The sequence below is a fragment of the Rubrivivax albus genome (genome assembly GCF_004016515.1).
Lineage (GTDB): Bacteria > Pseudomonadota > Gammaproteobacteria > Burkholderiales > Burkholderiaceae_C > Rubrivivax > Rubrivivax albus.
In genome coordinates, this window is the sequence record NZ_SACT01000004.1 from 399,470 (window position 1) to 415,656 (window position 16,187).

The 16,187-nt window shown below is 72.7% G+C and carries 14 protein-coding genes; 9 read left to right on the forward strand and 5 right to left on the reverse strand.

The window, feature by feature from the left end; all coding sequences use genetic code 11:
* Positions 1-8: 8 nt before the first annotated feature.
* Entirely contained in the window at positions 9-908 is a 900-nt protein-coding gene (locus tag ENE75_RS14950) for a LysR family transcriptional regulator (protein ID WP_128199103.1), read from the forward strand.
* Between the two features lie 81 nt (positions 909-989).
* Positions 990-1,709, forward strand: coding sequence for a PEP-CTERM sorting domain-containing protein (locus ENE75_RS14955; protein ID WP_233259094.1), 720 nt, complete (start codon positions 990-992; stop codon positions 1,707-1,709).
* 3 nt (positions 1,710-1,712) lie between these two features.
* On the opposite strand, the gene ENE75_RS14960 is transcribed toward ENE75_RS14955, so the two are convergent.
* Complete coding sequence (locus tag ENE75_RS14960; RefSeq protein WP_128199104.1) at positions 1,713-2,627, reverse strand: helix-turn-helix domain-containing protein; 915 nt, start codon at positions 2,625-2,627, stop codon at positions 1,713-1,715.
* Positions 2,628-2,740: 113 nt separating this feature from the next.
* Here ENE75_RS14960 and ENE75_RS14965 point away from each other — a divergent pair, with 113 nt between their 5' ends.
* Genes ENE75_RS14965 through ENE75_RS14975 form a run of 3 tightly spaced genes read left to right on the forward strand, consistent with a single transcriptional unit; the run spans position 2,741 to position 5,395 of the window.
* Positions 2,741-3,907, forward strand: a complete 1,167-nt coding sequence (locus ENE75_RS14965; protein ID WP_128199105.1) for a cytochrome P450 — start codon at positions 2,741-2,743, stop codon at positions 3,905-3,907.
* On the forward strand, positions 3,904-4,227 hold the full coding sequence (locus ENE75_RS14970; protein ID WP_128199106.1) for a 2Fe-2S iron-sulfur cluster-binding protein: 324 nt from the start codon (positions 3,904-3,906) through the stop codon (positions 4,225-4,227). Before ENE75_RS14965 ends, ENE75_RS14970 begins: the two co-directional genes overlap by 4 nt.
* A gap of 7 nt (positions 4,228-4,234) precedes the next feature.
* Positions 4,235-5,395: an NAD(P)/FAD-dependent oxidoreductase gene (locus tag ENE75_RS14975; RefSeq protein WP_128199107.1), complete on the forward strand. Its 1,161-nt coding sequence runs from the start codon at positions 4,235-4,237 to the stop codon at positions 5,393-5,395.
* On the opposite strand, the gene ENE75_RS14980 is transcribed toward ENE75_RS14975, so the two are convergent.
* The 4 genes from ENE75_RS14980 to ENE75_RS14995 all read right to left on the reverse strand — a co-directional run bounded on the left by ENE75_RS14980 (position 5,392) and on the right by ENE75_RS14995 (position 10,528).
* Positions 5,392-6,498, reverse strand: coding sequence for an EAL domain-containing protein (locus ENE75_RS14980; RefSeq protein WP_199232309.1), 1,107 nt, complete (start codon positions 6,496-6,498; stop codon positions 5,392-5,394). The two genes, ENE75_RS14975 and ENE75_RS14980, sit on opposite strands and share 4 nt — an antisense overlap.
* A 121-nt stretch (positions 6,499-6,619) precedes the next feature.
* A complete protein-coding gene (locus ENE75_RS14985; protein ID WP_128199109.1) occupies positions 6,620-8,641 on the reverse strand; it encodes a transglutaminase TgpA family protein in 2,022 nt (673 codons plus the stop codon).
* On the reverse strand, positions 8,632-9,582 hold the full coding sequence (locus ENE75_RS14990; protein WP_128199110.1) for a DUF58 domain-containing protein: 951 nt from the start codon (positions 9,580-9,582) through the stop codon (positions 8,632-8,634). The genes ENE75_RS14985 and ENE75_RS14990 overlap by 10 nt, the downstream gene beginning before the upstream one ends.
* A gap of 19 nt (positions 9,583-9,601) precedes the next feature.
* Positions 9,602-10,528, reverse strand: coding sequence for an AAA family ATPase (locus tag ENE75_RS14995; RefSeq protein ID WP_128199111.1), 927 nt, complete (start codon positions 10,526-10,528; stop codon positions 9,602-9,604).
* Positions 10,529-10,564: 36 nt separating this feature from the next.
* Between ENE75_RS14995 and ENE75_RS15000 the strand changes: the two genes are divergently transcribed.
* The 4 genes from ENE75_RS15000 (at position 10,565) to ENE75_RS15015 (ending at position 16,184) form a co-directional block, all read left to right on the forward strand.
* Positions 10,565-11,500 (forward strand): histone deacetylase family protein, encoded by a 936-nt coding sequence (locus ENE75_RS15000; protein WP_128199112.1) that lies wholly within the window; start codon positions 10,565-10,567, stop codon positions 11,498-11,500.
* A 160-nt stretch (positions 11,501-11,660) separates the two neighbouring features.
* The gene (locus tag ENE75_RS15005; RefSeq protein WP_233259095.1) at positions 11,661-12,137 is read left to right on the forward strand and encodes a prepilin-type N-terminal cleavage/methylation domain-containing protein; all 477 of its coding nucleotides are present in this window, start codon (positions 11,661-11,663) and stop codon (positions 12,135-12,137) included.
* A 10-nt stretch (positions 12,138-12,147) separates the two neighbouring features.
* On the forward strand, positions 12,148-14,871 hold the full coding sequence (locus ENE75_RS15010) for a putative bifunctional diguanylate cyclase/phosphodiesterase (protein ID WP_128199114.1): 2,724 nt from the start codon (positions 12,148-12,150) through the stop codon (positions 14,869-14,871).
* Positions 14,872-15,014: 143 nt separating this feature from the next.
* Entirely contained in the window at positions 15,015-16,184 is a 1,170-nt protein-coding gene (locus ENE75_RS15015; RefSeq protein ID WP_199232310.1) for a TAXI family TRAP transporter solute-binding subunit, read from the forward strand.
* Positions 16,185-16,187: the final 3 nt, after the last annotated feature.

The following is a 16,187-nucleotide window of genomic DNA, read 5'->3' on the forward strand; positions in this document are numbered from 1 at the left end:
TTCAACACATGAACCGCATCGATCATTTGAGCCTCGACGGGCACGCGCTGCGCCTGCTGGTCACGGTGGCCGAGGCCGGCTCGGTGACTGCCGCCGCCGCGCGGCTGGACCTGACCCAGAGCGCCGTCAGCCACGCGCTGGACCGCCTGCGTGCGATCACCGGCGACCGCCTCTTCGTGCGCAGCGGCCGCGGCATCGTGCCCACCGCGCAGGCCGGCGTGCTGGTGGCGCGGGCGCGCGTGCTGCTGGACGAACTGCGCGCCTTCAGCGAGGCCGCGGGCTTCGACCCGGCGCGGCTGGCCGGCCCGTTCACCGTGGCGGCCAACGACCTGCAACGCGACCTGCTGCTGCCGCCACTGCTGCGCCGCCTGCGTGTGCAGGCGCCGGGCCTGAGCCTGCGCGTGATCCCCTCCGGCGCACCGAATGCGGACCTGCTGCGCGGCAGCGGCTGCGACCTGCTGCTCACGCCCCGGCCGCCGGACGCCAGCGACATCGTGCACCGGCGGCTGTTCGAGGACCGCTACGTCGTGTTCCACGACCCGGCCGCCGGCGCCGCGCCGGCCACGCGGGCGGCCTGGCTGGCCGCCGAGCACGTCAGCGTGCGCTACGAGGACGGGCGCACGCTGGCCATCGACGAGGTGCTGGCGGCACGCGGGCTGCAGCGGCGCATCGTGGCCACGGTGCCGGGCTTTGGCGGGTTGGCCGCGATGCTGCGTGGCGGGTCCTGGCTGGCCACCGTGCCCTCGAAACTGGCCGACGGCGCCCTGCGCGGGCTGGCGTCGGCGCCGCTGCCGGTGCCGGCCCCCCGACTGCCCATGTATGCCGTGTGGCACGTGCGCCGGCAGGACGACCCGGCGCACCGCTGGGTGCGCGCGGCGCTGGACGACGTCGTGCACACGCTGGGCTGAACGAACGCCGTTCCCCCCGGACCTGGGGATGGGCCTGCGCGCGTCGGGCCGGGTAGGGTCGGCCCAGGAGGAAATCTCGCCATGTCCCTTGCCTGCTTCGCCCCGCGTTGGCGCACCCTGGCCCTGGCGGCCGGCCTCGGCATCGCCGCCGGTGCGGCCGCTGCCGTCGACGTGCGCGTGTCCATCGACACCCGCAACAGCACCACCAACCCCGGGCCGTTCTCGAACGGGGTCAACGCAACGTTCGCGATGGACTTCCGCATCGACGGCAGCGTCCCGCCCGTGGGGGCCACGCCCACGTGGCAGGGGGCGCTGGACGACCTCGTGCTGGAGATCCACGACGCCACGCTGGGCCACTTCACCATCACCGGGCAGGACGGGCGCTGGCAGCAGATGAGCACCAGCAGCGATTTCCTCTTCGGCGGCTGGGGCGGCGTGAACGGTGGCAGCCTGGCGCCGTTCTCGGTGGTCAATCCGTCGCTGAGCGCCACGCCCTTCGTGCTCACCGACATCAGCTTCGACCTGCGCGGCCCGGCCCTGCTGGCCGACGCGTCGACCCTGCCCGGCCCGCTGGACATCACCGATTTCAACTACCTGAGCCTGGTCCTGCGCTTCAGCAACGACGACCCGGCCGTGGGCGTGGTGCCCAAGGCGGCCATCATCCGCGGCGCGGCGTTCGACGCCGTGAACGTGACGCCGGTGCCGGAGCCCGCGCCGGCGGCGCTGCTGCTGGCGGGCCTGGGCGTGCTGGCCTGGCGCCGGCGCCAGGCGGCGCGCCAAGGCGTGCCGTCGCCCGCTTGAGATTCAGACCTCTGCCGCTGCCCGCTGCCGGTAATCGCGCGGCCCGCAGCCGGCGTGCCGCTTGAAGAAGCGGCAGAAGTAGGCCGGGTCCTCGAAACCCAGTTCGAAGCCGATGCGCGAGACCGGTGCCGCCACGTGCACCAGGCGGCGGCAGGCTTCGCGGAACAGGCGCGCGTGCAGCAGCGCCTGCGCGTTGAACCCCGTCTCGGCGCGCACCAGGCGGTTCAGCCGTTCGGTGCTCAGGCCCAGGCGCTCGGCGTAGCGGGCCACCGGCCAGTGGTCGCGGTAGTGGGCCTCCATGAGCACCACCCAGCGGGTGTAGAGCGCGTCCCGGGCCCGGTGTTCGACGCCGCCCGCCAGACCGCCGGCGCTGCCGCGCTGCGCCAGCTGGGCCAGCCGCCAGACCACGCTTCGCGCCAGCCAGGTGGGCACGGGTGAGTCCTCGCCGGCCAGCGTCTCGGCCTGCAGCGCCGTCATCAGTGCCTGCAGCCGTTCGGCCTCGTGCGCCGGCACGCGCACCAGCCGAGGCTGCGCGAACAGCGCCTGCAGCGCCAAGCCGAAGGCTCCGGGCTCGCCCTCGGCCAGCCGGCGGGCGTCCAGCGTCAGCACCATGCCGTCGGTCTGCGGCGTGAAACGGAACGCATGCGCCACAGCCGGCGGAATCGCGATGGCCAGCGGCCCTTCGGCTTCCGTGCGCGATTCGTCCAACCTGGCCTGCACCGGCCCGGCGCGCAGCCAGAGCAGCTGGTGCAGGCCGTGGTGCACATGCGAGTCGATCTCCCAGTCGTACAGCCGGCTGCGCGAGGCGATGGATTCCACGTGCAGCATGGCCGGCGCCGCGGCGCGCTGTTCGCCGTAGAGCGCAAACGCCGGAAGTTCGGCGCGCTGTGTCCGGCGCGGCGCGCGGTGGGTGACCATGCCGGCATCCTACGTCAAAAGTGCAAGTATCGATGGCCGTGGGTGCAGCCGCGCCGGCCTGTCCCCGGTCAAGATGACCGCGCTATCGCCATGGTCAACACAGGAGACAAGCCGTGTTCAGCTTCGACCCCTATTCGCCCGTCATCGACGCCGACCCCTTTCCCGCCTACAAGGTGCTGCGTGACGAGCACCCCTGCTTCTGGAGCCCGGAGGCGCAGATGTGGATCCTGTCGCGCTACGCCGACATCGTGAGCGCCGGGCAGGACTGGCAGACCTACTCGTCGGCCAAGGGCAACCTGATGACGGAACTGCCCGGCCGGGCCGGCGCCACGCTGGGCACCACCGACCCCCCGCGCCACGACCGCCTGCGCGGTCTGATCCAGCATGCCTTCATGAAGCGCAACCTCGAGGCGCTGGCCGAGCCGATTCGCGAGATCGCGCGCGCCACCGCCTTGCCGCTGGCCGGCCTGCAGCGCTTCGACTTCATCGATCACTTCTCGTCGAAGTTCACCGTGCGGGTGCTCTTCGCCGCACTGGGACTCCCGATGGGGGACGAGGCCCGGGTGCGCGAAAAGGCGGTGCTGATGGTGCAGAGCGACCCGGTGACGCGGGCCAAGGCGCCGCAGCACATCGCCGCCTACCAGTGGATGCAGGACTACGCGGCCACCGTGATCGCCGAGCGGCGCCAGAACCCGGTCAACGACCTGATCTCCCACTTCAGCACCGCCGAGATCGACGGCGACCGCCTCGACGAGCGCGAGGTGCTGCTGACCACCACCACGCTGATCATGGCCGGCATCGAGAGCCTGGGCGGCTTCATGAGCATGTTCGCGCTGAACCTGGCCGACCATGCCGATGCGCGCGCCGAGGTGGTGGCCGACCCGTCGCTTCTGAAGGAGGCGATCGAGGAATCGCTGCGCTACAACACGTCGGCCCAGCGTTTTAAGCGCTGCCTGCAGAAGGACGTGACGCTGCACGGGCAGACGATGAAGGCCGGCGACTTCGTCTGCCTGGCCTACGGCTCGGGCAACCGCGACGAGCGCCAGTTCCCCGACCCCGACCGTTACGATATCCGCCGCAAGCCGCGCGGCCACCTGGGCTTCGGCGGCGGCGTGCACGCCTGCCTGGGCACGGCGATCGCGCGGCTGGCGGTGAACATCGCCTTCGACGAGTTCCACAAGGTGGTGCCGGCCTACCGGCGCGTGCAGGAACACCTGGCGTGGATGCCGTCGTCGACCTTCCGCAGCCCGATCCGGCTGGAACTGGAGCGCGCGGCATGACGGCGATCACCTTCATCGAGGACAACGGCACCACCACCGAACTCGACGTGCCCGACGGCTGGAGCCTGATGCAGGCGGCCACCGCCAACGGCATCGACGGCATCCTGGGCGAGTGCGGCGGGTCCTGCGCCTGTGCCACCTGCCACTGCTACGTGGACGAGCTGCTGATGCGCATGCTGCCGCCGCCGCAGCCTGGCGAGCTGGACATGCTGGCCAACGTGGCTGCCGAACGACGACCCAACAGCCGCCTGGCCTGCCAGCTCAAGGCCGGCCCGGCGCTGGCTGGCGGCACGGTGACGCTGCCGCCGAACCAGGAGTAGGGCGGCCATGGACCGGGTGCTGATCGTCGGTGCCGGCCAGGCGGCCGTGGCCACGGCCGAGGCGCTGCGGGCCGGCGGCCACGCCGGCACGATCACGCTGCTGGGCGACGAGCCGCACGGCCCCTACCACCGGCCGCCGCTGTCCAAGGGCTGGCTGGCCGGCGAGATGCAGGCGGCGCAGCTGGTGATGCGCGCGCCGGAAATGCTGGCGAAGAAGGGCATCGTGCTGCGCACCGGCGTCTCGGTGAGCGCCATCGACCGGGCGGCCCGCTGCGTCCACCTGGCCGATGGCACGTGCGAACCCTACGATGCGCTGGTGCTGGCCACCGGCGCCACGCCGCGCCGCCTGCCGGGCTTCGAGCAGGCCGCCGTGCTGCGCGGGCGCGACGACGCCGAGGCCCTGGCCGAACGGCTGCGGGCACTGCACGCCGCAGGCCGGCCGCTGACCGTGGTCGGCGGCGGCTTCATCGGCCTGGAGGTGGCGGCCACGGCGCGCAAGCTCGGGCTGGCGGTGACCGTGATCGAGGCGCAGCCGCGGCTGCTGGCACGTGCGCTGCCGCCGTTGCTGTCGGACTGGTTCGCCAACCTGCACCGCAGCCACGGCGTGGACCTGCGCCTGGGTGCGTCGGCCGACGGTGTCGACCCGGGCGAGGTGCTGCTGGGCATCGGCGTGGTGGCCAACGATGCGCTGGCGCGTGCGGCCGGGCTGGCCTGCGATGGTGGCATCGTGATCGATGCCCACGGCCGCACGTCGGCCCCGGCCATCGTGGCCGCCGGCGACTGCACCGTGCGCCGCCTGCCCGACGGCCGCCTGCTGCGGCTGGAGTCGGTGCAGGGCGCCACCGAAGGTGGCAAGGCGGCGGCGGCCACGCTGCTGGGGCAGGACAGGCCGTTCACCGCCACCCCGTGGTTCTGGTCGGACCAGCACGGTCGCAAGCTGCAGATGGCGGGGCTGTCGGCAGGTGCGGACCGCAGCGTGTTGCGCGGTGTGCTCGACGCGCCATCGTTCTCGGTCTGGCACTTCGCCGGCGGGCGGCTGATCGCGGTGGACAGCGTCGACGATGCCAAGGCCCACCTGCTGGCGCGCAAGCTGCTGGATGCCGGGCGCAGCCCGACGCCGGCGCAGGCGGCGGACCCGGCGTTCGACCTGGCGACGTTGCTGGCCTAGACCTCGGCCACCGGCCGCGGTTTCCCGGTCAGGTAGCCCTGGATCAGCTGGAAGCCCATGTCGCGGCAGATGGCCGCTTCGCCCTCGGTCTCCACGCCTTCGGCCAGTGGCACCGAACCCAGGTCGACCACCGCCCGCACGAGGTCGCGCACCAGCCGCTGGGTCACGCGTGGCGCGGCGTCGAGGCCGCGGATCAGGCCCATGTCGAACTTCACGAAATGCGGCGGCACCTGCGTGAGCTCGCGGATGCGCGACTCGCCGGCGCCGAAGTCGTCATAGGCGAACGGTACCCCGATTTCGCCCAGCCGGGCGGCGAAGGCGCGCATGCGCGGGATGTCCACCACGGCGGTCTCGTGCACCTCCACCACCAGCGCCGGTGCGTCGGGCAGTGCCACCAGGCCCTGCAGCGCGGTGAAGAAAGCTTCGGCGAAGGTCTCGCTCGGGTGCGTGTTGACGAACAGACGGCGGCCGTTGAGCCGCGGGGCCAGCGCGCGCACGCCGTGGTTGCGGAAGGCCTCGCTGAGCTCCGCCTCGCGCTGCAGCACCTTGGCCAGGTGGAACAGCTGCATCGGCGAGCCGGGCAGGTCGGGGTGGGCCGCGCGACCGAGCAGCTCGTAGGCGAAGACGTCGCCGCCCTCGGCCGCCACGATGGGCTGTGCTGCCGCCGTCAGCCCGCGACCGCCCAGGAACTCCATGAAGGGCCGCTCCTGGCGCACGAAGTGCTCCGGCAGCGTGCGCCCGGGCGACACCAGTTGCGTGCGTTCGTTGTCCGTCTGCGCGGTGACGATCCGGGTGGCCGTGTCGGCCCCCAGCCGGTACTCGGCATGCCCGAAGTGCAGCACGTCACCCTCGTCCACCGCCACGCGGCCGACGATGCGCTCGCGGTTGACGAAGCTGCCGTTGGTGCTGTCCAGGTCGGTCAGCCACAGGCGGCCGTCCGGGCCGACGTCGAGCTCGGCATGTCGGCGCGACAGGCCGCGCCCGTCCACCACCAGCGCGTTGGACGGGTCGCGGCCGATGCTGAACGGCCAGGCCTGCAGCACGTGGGTCACGTGCGAGCCGTCGGCCGCCACGCTTTCGAGGAACCAGGTCTTGTGCTGCACGCGCGGCCTCCGTCCACCGCCCAGGCACCGGTGGTGCCCCAACTGTGTCGCAATGTAAGCGAGCGGGGCGGCGGTGGCATGCGGGCCGACCCCCGGACACCGGTGGCGGGCCGCCGCCGCGTCAGTGCGGGTGTTGAGAAAGTCGCGCCGCCTCGGCCCGGAACTGCCGCCACCAGCGCCGGTCCACTGCTGCGCGGCCCGCCGCGGCATAGCGTGCATGGTCCAGCCGTTCCAGCGCGCGGGCCAGGGTCTCGCCGTTGGTGCCGAGCCGGGCGCGCACGGCTGCGGCGCGGGTGCGCGGCGGGTCGTGCGCGGCCACCGCCACGCCCAGCTGCGCCAGGCGCTCGGCCACCCGCCGCTGCAGGCGCAGCCAGGGGTCCTGGCGGTGGCGGTCCCACAGCGCCCAGGCGGCGCCGGCCAGGCTGACGGCGCCCAGCAGGCCGGCCAGCACGAAGGCCAGGTCACGCCAGCTCGGCGCCTCCACGCCCAGGGTTTCGAGCAGGTCGAACTGCCGGGTGCGCGAGTAGTTCAGCACCCACTCGCTCCACCGCTGGTCGAAACGTTCCCACAGTGCACGCAGCTGCGCGGCCAGGGCCGGGTTGACGTTGTTCAGCGTGCCGGCGACGAAGCCGGGCGAGGGCACCAGGCTGCGGCCCAGGCGCACGCGCTCGGGTGCCACCGCAGCGGTGGGGTCGACGCGGATCCAGCCTTCGCCCGCCTGCCAGATCTCGGCCCAGGCGTGGGCATTGCTCTGGCGCACGATGAACCAGCCGTCCACCGTGGCCGGGTCGGCACCCTGGTAGCCGGTGACCACGCGCGCCGGCACGTCCAGCGCACGCATCACGACGACGAAGGCGGTGGCGAAGTGCTCGCAGAAGCCCTGCCGGCGGTCGAGCCAGAAGTCGTCGATCGCGTCGGCCGATTCATAGACCCCGGGCGTGAGCGTGTAGGTGTAGTCGTTCTCGCGGATGTGGCGCAGCACGGCGGCGGCCAGGGTGCGCGCGTCGGCCTCGCGGTAGGCCGCCTGGCGCCGCAGCTCCGCCGCCCACTGCAGCGTGCGCGGGTTGCGCGCCGGTGGCAGGGCCACGTCGTCGCGCAGGGCCACGGTGGCCTGCAGCGGGCCATGGCGGTGGCGCGTCCAGGCGGTGGCCTCCAGCCGGATGCGCGCGTCCAATGGCCGGTCGGCCACCCATTGCTGGTCGGGGCGCAGCGAGAGGTCGAAGCCGCGCGCCTGCGGCGCCACCGACGGGTCGCCGTCGGTCAGCTCCAGCAGCGGCACGGCCGCCAGGCGGCTGGGCTCGAGCATCACCTCGTAGCGCAGCGGACGCCCCAGCAGTTCGGGCGCGGGCACGGCGTCCGGTCGCGGGTCGCGGGTCCAGGTGCGGCCGTCGAAGACCGACAGCACCGGCCCGCGGAAGTACAGCGCGTCGCTCGGCGGCGCGCGGTCGACGAAGCGCACGCGCATCGCGATCGCGTCGTCGTTGGCCAGTTCGGCCACGCCGCCCAGCGACAGCGAGCCCGACAGCCCGGTGCGCCCGCCGGCATCGCCCGGCAGGCCCCACAGCGGCCCGATGCGCGGGAACAGCAGGAACAGCGCCAGCATCACCGGCAGCCCCCACAGCGTGGTGCGCGCCGCCACGCCGCCGGCGGTGGCGATGCCGGGCAGGCCCACCGGCATGTGGGCCAGCGCCAGCGCCGTCAGCAGGCCCCACACCGCCACCAGCATGGCCGCGGCCACCAGCGGCGACTGCGAGTACAGGAAGTTCGTCAGCACCAGGAAGAAGCCGAGCAGGAAGACCACCATCGCGTCGCGCCGCGCGCGCAGTTCCAGCGTCTTCAGCGCCATCAGCACCACCAGCATGGTGACGCCGGCCTCCTTGCCCAGCAGCGTGCGCTCGGTGAACAGGGTCAGGCCCATGGCCAGGCCCAGCACCGCCACCAGGGTCCAGCGGCTGGGCAGGTTGCCGCCGCTGAAGGCCAGGCGTGCGCGCACGAGCAGGATCACCGCCGCCAGCGCAATGCACCAGGGCGCCAGGTGGGCCGTGTGCGGCGCGATGGTCCAGCCGATCACGGCCAGCTGGAACAGCGTGTCGCGCGCGTCCCGCGGCAGGTGCCGCCAGCGTTCGACGAGGCTCAGCCCCATGTCGCCAGCCTCTCCAGCGCCTGGCGCCGGTGGGCGTCGCCCTGGGCGCCGGGCAGCTCCACACCCGGCAGGCGCAGGCCCCAGACCAGGCCGCGCTGCTCCGCGCCTTCCACCCAGGCAGCCAGGCGCGACAGCCGCGCCTCGGGGTCGCCCTGGGTGGCGGTCCAGTCCAGCCACAGCTCCTGGCTGCCGCTGGCCGCGGTCTCGCGGCTGACCAGCTCGCCGCTGCGCGCCACCTTCTTCCACACCACCTGGCGCAGCGAATCACCGCGCCGCCAGGGCCGCACGCCGTCCAGTTCCCCGCCGGCGGCACGCTGCAGCGTCGTCTGTTCTCCGGGCACGGCCTGCGCCATCGGCAGGCCGGGCGCCGGATGCTCCGGCCTGGGCCAGGCCAGCACGCGCGTGGCCGGCCGCCAGACCGTCCAGGCGCGGAAGAAGCCGAACGGGAAGCCGGTCTCGACGACGATGGGCGGCACCGCGTGCCAGCCGCGGCGGTCGGGCACGAAGCTCAGCGTGGCGCTGGCCTGGCCGCCGGCGGGCACGTCCACGGCGGTCCAGGTCTGGCCCACGCGGCCGCGCTCGCGCCAGCGCACGGCCAGGGCATGGCGACTGCGGTCGGGGCTGTCGATCACCACGTCCAGCAGCGCCGGTTCGCCGGCCCAGCCAGGCGGGCCGGGCCTGATGCGCAGCGTCAGCCCGCGCAGCGTGCCGTGGGTAACGTGCATCGACACCGCCGCCGCACCGGCGAGCAGGAAGGCCAGCACGTAGCCCAGGTTGAGCTGGTAGTTGATGGCCGTCAGCAGCATCAGCACCAGCAGGGCGGCGAAGGACCAGCCGCCGCGCGTGGGCACGATGTAGATGTTGCGCTGGCCCAGCGTCCAGGTGTCGGCCACCGGCATGCGGGCAACGAACCAGTCGTCCAGGCGCGACATCAGGCCCATGGCGGCGGGGCAGGGCGGCTCAGGACAGCGGCGTGGCCTCGACCATCGCGCGCACCTGCTCGATGGCGCCCCGGCCCGCCCCGGCCACCGGCACCAGCCGGTGCGCCACCGCCTGCGGCAGGATGGCCTGGATGTCGTCCGGCGCCACGTAGCCGCGCCCGGCCATCAGCGCCCGCGCCTTGGCGGCGCGCAGCACGGCGATGCCGGCGCGCGGGGAGAGGCCCTCGACGAACCAGCGGCCGTCGCGCGTGGCGGCGATCAGCGCCTGCAGGTAGTCCAGCAGCGGCTCCGACGCCGTGACCTTGAGCACCGCGGCCTGCGCCACCACCAGCTCGTCGGGCTGCATCACCGCCGGCAGCCGGGCCACCAGGCCGCGTCGGTCCTCGCCGGCGAGCAGTTCACGCTCGCTGGCGCGGTCGGGGTAGCCGAGCGTCACGCGCAGCAGGAAGCGGTCGAGCTGGCTCTCCGGCAAAGGGTAGGTGCCGAGCTGGTCGCTGGGGTTCTGGGTGGCGATGACGAAGAAGGGCTGCGGCAGCTTGCGGGTGACGTTCTCCACCGAGACCTGCTGCTCCTCCATGGCTTCGAGCAGCGCGCTCTGGGTCTTGGGGCCGGCGCGGTTGATCTCGTCGGCCAGCAGCACCTGCGCGAACACCGGGCCGGGATGGAAGACGAAGGCGTCCTTCGCACGTTCGAAGACCGAGACGCCGATCAGGTCGCTGGGCATCAGGTCGGCGGTGAACTGCACGCGGCGGAAGTCCAGGCCGAGGGACACCGCCAGCGCGTGCGCCAGCGTGGTCTTGCCGACGCCGGGCACGTCCTCGATCAGCAGGTGGCCGCCGGCCAGCAGGCAGGCCACGGCGTCTTCGATCTGGGTGCGCTTGCCGACGATAATGCGGCTGATCTGGTCGACCAGCCGGGCCAGTTGGCGAGGGAGATTCGGATCCATCCGCATGATGTTGCCCGAAAGGCCCCGACCCCGCGCATGAGCACCGCATTCTTCTCCCACGCCGAGTGCCGTTTGCACGACATGGGCGCCGGCCACCCGGAATGCCCGCAGCGGCTGGACGCCATCGGCGACCAGCTGCGCGCCAGCGGCATCGACATGGCGCTGGACTTCCACGACGCGCCCGAGGCCACGCTGGAGCAGCTGGAGCGCGCCCACACCGCCGGCTACGTGATGCAGCTGCAGGAGACCATGCGCCAGGTGCGCGAGGCCGGTGAACCGAAGGCGCTGGACCCCGACACCGTGGTGGGCCCCGGTACCTGGGGCGCCGCGCTGCGCGCCGCCGGCGCGGCCGTGGCCGCCACCGACCGCGTGCTATCGGGCCAGGCGGAGAACGCCTTCTGCGCCGTGCGCCCGCCGGGCCACCACGCCACGCGCGACGAGACCATGGGCTTCTGCTTCTTCAACAACGTGGCGGTGGCGGCGCGGCATGCGCTGGACGTGCACGGCCTGCAGCGCGTGGCCATCATCGACTTCGATGTGCACCACGGCAACGGCACGGAAGACATCATCGCCGGCGACGAGCGGGTGCTGATGTGCAGCTACTTCCAGCATCCGCTCTACCCCTACAGCGGCGCCGTGCCCAAGGGCACGAACATGGTCAACGTGCCGGTGGCGCCGTACACGCGCGGGCCGGAGATCCGCCAGACCATCGAGCAGAGCTGGCTGCCGGCGCTGGAGGCCTTCAGGCCGCAGATGATCTTCATCTCCGCCGGCTTCGACGCCCACCGCGAGGACGACCTCGGCCAGCTCGGCCTGGTGGAGGACGACTACGCCTGGATCACCACCCAGCTCAAGGCCGTCGCCGACCGCCACGCGCAGGGTCGCATCGTCTCCTGCCTGGAGGGCGGCTACGCGCTGTCGGCGCTGGCGCGCAGCGTGGTGGCGCACGTGCGGGTGCTGGCCGGGGTCTGACCGGCGGCCCCAGGCGGGCGGCCCTGGGCACCGGCCTGGGCAATCGTTCACGTTTCCACGTCTGACGGGTCGCACGTTCCGGCCGGGCTGGCCAGCCACCCACGATCCGGCTCAAGCCGGGATCGCAAGTGCCGAAAGTCTCACGATGAGACATTCGGCGATGTGCAATCAGAAGTTCTTGCGCTCCCGTGCCAGGGCACGCGGCCTCACGCTCGTGGAGCTGCTGCTTGTCGTGTCCCTGGTCGCGGTGCTGGCCAGCCTGGCGGCCAGCGCTTGGGGCGGCTACCAGGACCGCATCCGCACCAAGCAGGCTGTGGACGACATCACCGGTCTGTCGGCCCTGCTCGACCAGACCTTCACCGACACCGGCGAACTGCCCGACAGCCTGGCCGACATCGGCCGCGGCGGCATGGCCGACCCCTGGGGCAACCCCTACCAGTACACGAACCTCACGACGGCCCACGGCAAGGGCAAGGCGCGCAAGGACCATTCGCTGGTGCCGCTGAACAGCGACTACGACCTGTACAGCAAGGGGTCGGACGGCGAGTCGGTCTCGCCGCTGACGGCCAAGGCCAGCAAGGACGACATCCTGCGCGCCAACAACGGCCGCTTCATCGGCCCGGCGTCGAGCTACTGACGGGGCGCCGATGCGCATCAGCGGCCTGTTCCTGCACAGCCGCGTCGCCCGGCGCACCTTCCGCGTGCTGCTCGCGGCGGCGCTGCTGCCGCTGGCTGTGTTCGTCCTGCTGGCCACCCAGGTCTACCTGAACGACCGCGCCGACCGCGCGCAGCGCAACGAGTCGGAGTATCTCAAGCACATCGGCATGCGCACCTTCGACCGCCTGACGGCGGCGCGTGCCACGCTGGCGGCCAAGGCGATCGATGCGCAGTTCGAGGCGCCGAGGTTGCACGACGAGGCCGTCAAGGCGGTGCTGGCCGGCCTGGCCAGCGTGGGTGTCGACGGGCGTGTCCACGGCGACCCTGTACTGGTGGCGCGCTGGCAGCAGGCCCGGGGTGAGGCCCCACGCTCCTCGCGCGACCTGTGGTGGCTGCCGGCTGCGGACGATGCGCCGGCGCACGTGATGCTGACCTGGCCGGACGCCGCCGGCCGTGGCACCTGGGTGGCCGAGGTCAGCCCCGGCTTCCTCTGGCAGGACTTCAGCGCCGACGGCCCGGCGTCCACCGTGTGCCTGAGTGACGCCCAGCGCCGGCCGCTGCGCTGCCCCCACGTCGCGAACGCCGGCGACCCGGCCTGGCACCTGTTCCTGAAGGCCAGGTTCGGCAGCGGCGACTGGGTGCTGCAGGGCCGGCAGCACGAGCCGGAGACGGCGCTGCAGGACGATGTGCTGCGCCTGGCGGCCACCGGTGGCGTGGCCACGCTGCTGCTGATCGCGATGCTGGGCCTGGTGCTGGTGCGGCGCACCATGGTGCCGCTGGAGCAGATCATCGCCGGCACGAAGCGGCTGGCGGCCGGGGACTGGTCGACCCGCGTGGCCGAAGGCCGAAATGATGAATTCGGCCAGCTCGCGCAGCTGTTCAACGGCATGGTCGACCGCCACGGGCGGCAGATGCAGGCCTTCGAGGCGCAGGCCGGCATCGACCGCGAACTGCTGGGGTCGCTGGACCTCGATCGGCTGATGCAGCAGATCCTGCGGCGGCTCCAGGTGCTGGCGCCCGGTGCCCGGCTGGCGGTGCTGGCACGCACCTGGTCGGGCCCCGACTGGCGTGTGCACCGGCCCGATGCCGAGACTGGCCTGCAGCCCGTGCCCGAGCTGGCGCTGCGCCAGGCCGTGGCCGATGGCCTGGCCGTGCACTGCGACGCGCGCCGCAACCCGCCGGACTGGATCCGCCAGGCCCTCGCGCTGCCAGCCAGCGAACCGGCGGCCGCCTGCTGGGTGCCGGCCGCCTGGCAGGACGAGCCCGTGGCCCTGATCGTGCTGTGCGCGGCCCGGCCGCTGGCCATGGACGACGACGCACGGCGCGAGCTGGAGGCCTTGCGCGACCGCTGTGCGCTGGCGATCGCCGCCGCCGAACGCGAACACCGGCTGGTGGAACGGGCCGTGCGAGACGACCTGACCGGCCTGCTGAACCGCCATGGCCTGCACGACACCTGCGACGACCTGCTGGCCGACAGCTCGGCACCGCAGCCCTTCACGCTGCTGTTCATGGACCTGGACGGCTTCAAGGAAGTCAACGACGCCATGGGCCACACGGTGGGCGACATCCTGCTGCGCGCGGTGGCCGACCGCATGCGTGCGCTGGTGCCCGAGGGCACGGTGCTCGCGCGCCCGGGCGGCGACGAGTTCGTCGCCGTGCTGCCGGCCACCGCCGACGCCGAGGCCCTGGCCGCCGCGCTGTGCGACCGCCTGGCCCACCCCTTCGTGCTGCGTGGGCAACTCCAGCACATCGGCGCCAGCATCGGGCTGGCCAGCTGCCCGGCCGACGGCACCGAACGCGACGAACTGCTGCGCCGGGCCGACCTGGCCATGTATGCCGCCAAGGCCGACGGCCGCGGCCGCTGGCGCCGCTACGCCGCCACGCTGGACCAGGAAGCGAGCGAGCGGGCCTGGATCGGGCGCGACCTGCGCACCGCGCTGGCCAGCGGCCAGCTCGAGGTGCACTACCAGCCGAGGCTGGACCTGCGCACCGGCCGCACCGAAGGTGCCGAGGCGCTGGTGCGCTGGCGGCACCCGGAGCGTGGCTGGATCCCGCCGGTGCGCTTCGTGCCGGTGGCCGAGGAGTCGGACCTGATCGTCGCCCTGGGCGAGCAGGTGATGAACATGGCCATGGCCCAGCGCCGACGCTGGCGCGACCTGGGCGTGCCCATCGGCCGCGTGGCCGTCAACGTGTCGGCCCGCCAGCTGCAGGACGCCGGTTTCGCCGACACCGTGCTGGCGATGCTGGCGCGGCATGGCCTGCGGCCGCAGGAGCTGGAGTTGGAGATCACCGAGAGCCTGTTCGCCGGTGAGGCGGCGCTGGTCGAGCGGGCGCTGGCGCCGCTGCGCGCCGCCGGTGTGCAGGTGGCGCTGGACGACTTCGGCACCGGGTTCTCGTCGTTGTCGGCGCTGCGCCACCTGCCGGTGGACGTGATGAAGATCGACCGCAGCTTCGTCATCGACCTGGGACAGGACCCGGATTCCGATGCCGTCGTGCGCGCGGTCATCGCGCTGGCGCGCGACCTCGGCAAGCGTGTGGTGGCCGAGGGCGTGGAGACCGAACTGCAGCAGCAGCGCCTGCGTGCGCTGGGCTGCGACGAGGTGCAGGGCTACCGTTACGCCAAGCCCCTGGCGCCCGAGGCCTTCCTCGAAGGGGTGCGTGCCGGCTTCGATGCACCGTTGCGCGCGGCCGAGACCCAGACCGTCGACGCCTGAGCGGCGGGCCACCAGGCGCCCTGCGTCGCCTTTGCGACACCGACCACCGGGATTACGCCGGGTGTGCGGGGTGCGCACCTGTCGCTAGATTGCGGGCGGCGGCCCACCCGGCCGCCTTGCATGCACAGCCACAGGAGACACCGATGAAGCTCGACCGCACCCTGATGCGCCTGGCCGCCCTTGCGCTGGCCGGCGGCGCGGCCCTGGCCGCCACCGCCCAGACCAACCCCGGCCTGCCGGCCACGCTGGCCTGGAGCGCCTACGACGTGGGCTCCGGCGGCTACAACCAGGCCGTGGCCATCGGCAACGCGCTCAAGCAGCGCTACGGCGTCAACCTGCGCGTGCTGCCAGGCAAGAACGACGTCTCGCGCACCCTGCCCGTGCGCGAGGGCCAGGTGCAGTTCTCGGCCAACGGCGTCGGCGGCAGCTACCTGGCGCAGGAAGGGGTGTTCGAGTTCGGTGCCAAGACCTGGGGCCCGCAGCCCATCCGCGGCCTGCTGCTGAACAACTCCGACCAGGTGCTCACCGTGGTGGCCGCCAAGGACAGCGGCATCAAGACCGTGGCCGACCTCAAGGGCAAGCGCGTGGCCTGGGTGATCGGCGCGCCGTCGCTGAACCAGAACATCACCGCCATCCTGGCCTTTGCCAACCTCACGTGGAACGACGTGCAGCGGGTGGACTTCGGCGGCTTCGGTGCCGCGATGGACGGCGTGATCAACGGCCAGGCCGACGCCGCCTTCACCTCGTCGATCTCCGGCAAGGCCTACCAGCTGGCCAAGTCGCCGCGCGGCATCGTCTACCCGACCATCCCGCACGCCGACAAGGCCGGCTGGGCGCGCATGAACAAGACCGCGCCGTTCTTCTTCCCGTTCATGGGCGCCGAGGGTGCCGACCTGAGCAAGGACAACCGCGTCGAGTCGGCCACCTACCCGTACCCGATCCTGATGACCTACGCGAAGCAGGACAACGACACCGTCTACGCGATGACGAAGGCGATGGTCGAGACCTATGCGGACTACAAGGACGCCGCGCCGGGCAACGTGGGCTGGGCCGTGGACCGGCAGAACTTTGCCTGGGTGATCCCCTTCCACGATGGCGCCATCCGCTACTGGAAGGAGAAGGGCCTGTGGAAGCCGGAGCACCAGGCGCACAACGACAAGCTGGTGCAGCGCCAGCAGGTGCTGGCCGACGCCTGGAAGGCGGTGAACGCCGGCAGCCACGCCGACGACAAGGCCTTCGCGCAGGCGTGGATGAAGGCCCGCGCCGACGCGCTGACGAAGGCCGGCATGGACGCCGTGGTCACCGAGTGGTGAGCC